Raw genomic sequence first — 1,425 nt, 5'->3', positions numbered from 1 at the left:
CTCACTACCCGCTTTGAATGCGATGACGATGAAGTAATAGAAGTGATCGAACTGAGTTTAGAAGAACTGCACGATAAAATACGACACGATCAAATCACTGATACCAAAACTATCGCTTGTTTAAGTAAAGCCCAACTATGTGGCCATCTATAGCCAATTATATGGCTACCTAAAGTACTCTAGGAGAGAAACATGGACTTTCGTTCTGATACCGTAACTAAACCTTCGCAAGCTATGCGTGACGCAATGGCAAACGCAGAAGTGGGCGATGATGTTTATGGCGATGACCCAACCGTCAACGAACTAGAACAGTGGGCAGCCAACGAAACGGGCTTTGAAGCGGCAATGTTTACCTCTTCAGGTACACAAGCCAACCTTCTTGGCTTAATGGCGCATTGTGAGCGTGGTGATGAATATCTGTGTGGCCAGCAGGCGCACAACTACAAATACGAAGCTGGCGGCGCTGCGGTCCTTGGTTCTATCCAACCTCAACCAATCGAGAATAACCCAGACGGTACTTTAGACTTTAAAAAGCTTGCCGCTGCGATTAAGCCCGACGACAGCCACTTTGCTCGTACCAAGCTTCTTAGTTTAGAAAACACGATCAATGGTAAAGTCCTGCCAATGTCTTATCTAGCGGAAGCACGTGAGTTCGTAAACCAACACGGCCTGCAAATGCACCTCGACGGCGCGCGCGTATACAATGCAGCAGTAGCACTGGATGTTCACATTAAAGAGATCGCACAACACTTCGATTCAATGACGATCTGTTTATCAAAAGGCTTAGGCGCGCCGATTGGCTCTCTACTTCTTGGTAGTAAAGAGTACATCGCTAAAGCACGCCGCCTACGTAAAATGGTCGGTGGCGGTATGCGTCAGGCAGGTATTCTTGCCGCAGCAGGGAAAATGGCGCTCACGGAGAACGTGGCTCAACTTAAAGCTGACCACGACAATGCAAAAAATCTAGCGATTGGCCTAAACAAGCTAGAAGGCTTTTCTGTTAACCCTGATTTCATCCAAACTAACATTGTGTTTGCTAAATTAGATGAGTCAGTAGATATCAACCGCATCGCAAGCGAGTTAAGTGAGCAAGACATTACTATGTCGCCTGGTAATCCAGTACGTTTTGTTACCCATAAAGATATCAGTTCAGAAGACATCGTTACTTTCCTAATAAAGCTAGAAAATGCGCTTTAACTCTTGACGAGATTAGCCTCTATAGCAATTGAGATTTGAGCTTCCCCTATGGGAAGCTTTATTTTTGAGCAAAATCATTAACCAACTCCACAGCCCAAATAGCCTTTGACACCTGCTAGTTTTCTCATAAACACACTTGATTGACTGGAACAGAACGCGATCTCGTTTTGGCCTATGAGAATACCTTCTAAGAATTATTCTCACATTTAAACGGCTTTGTTTCCTAAT

1 protein-coding gene and 1 pseudogene are annotated in these 1,425 nt (G+C 44.7%); both read left to right on the top strand.

The window, feature by feature from the left end; translation table 11 throughout:
- A pseudogene (locus AB4517_RS22455) lies at positions 1-153 on the top strand (ADP-ribose pyrophosphatase); the annotation flags it as partial.
- A gap of 39 nt (positions 154-192) precedes the next feature.
- Positions 193-1,197 carry a low-specificity L-threonine aldolase gene (gene ltaE, locus AB4517_RS22450; RefSeq protein ID WP_372150062.1) on the top strand — a complete coding sequence of 335 codons (1,005 nt, stop codon included), beginning with the start codon at positions 193-195 and terminating at the stop codon, positions 1,195-1,197.
- The last annotated feature ends 228 nt before the right edge of the window (positions 1,198-1,425 follow it).

It is taken from the genome of Vibrio sp. 10N.222.52.C3 (assembly GCF_041474195.1).
GTDB lineage: Bacteria > Pseudomonadota > Gammaproteobacteria > Enterobacterales > Vibrionaceae > Vibrio > Vibrio crassostreae_C.
This window is presented reverse-complemented; position numbering and strand designations above follow the sequence as displayed.

What these genes read in the sequence shown, in the direction of transcription:
- ltaE (WP_372150062.1), top strand. Translation starts at nt 193, where the DNA reads ATGGACTTTCGTTCTGATACCGTAACTAAACCTTCGCAAGCTATGCGT.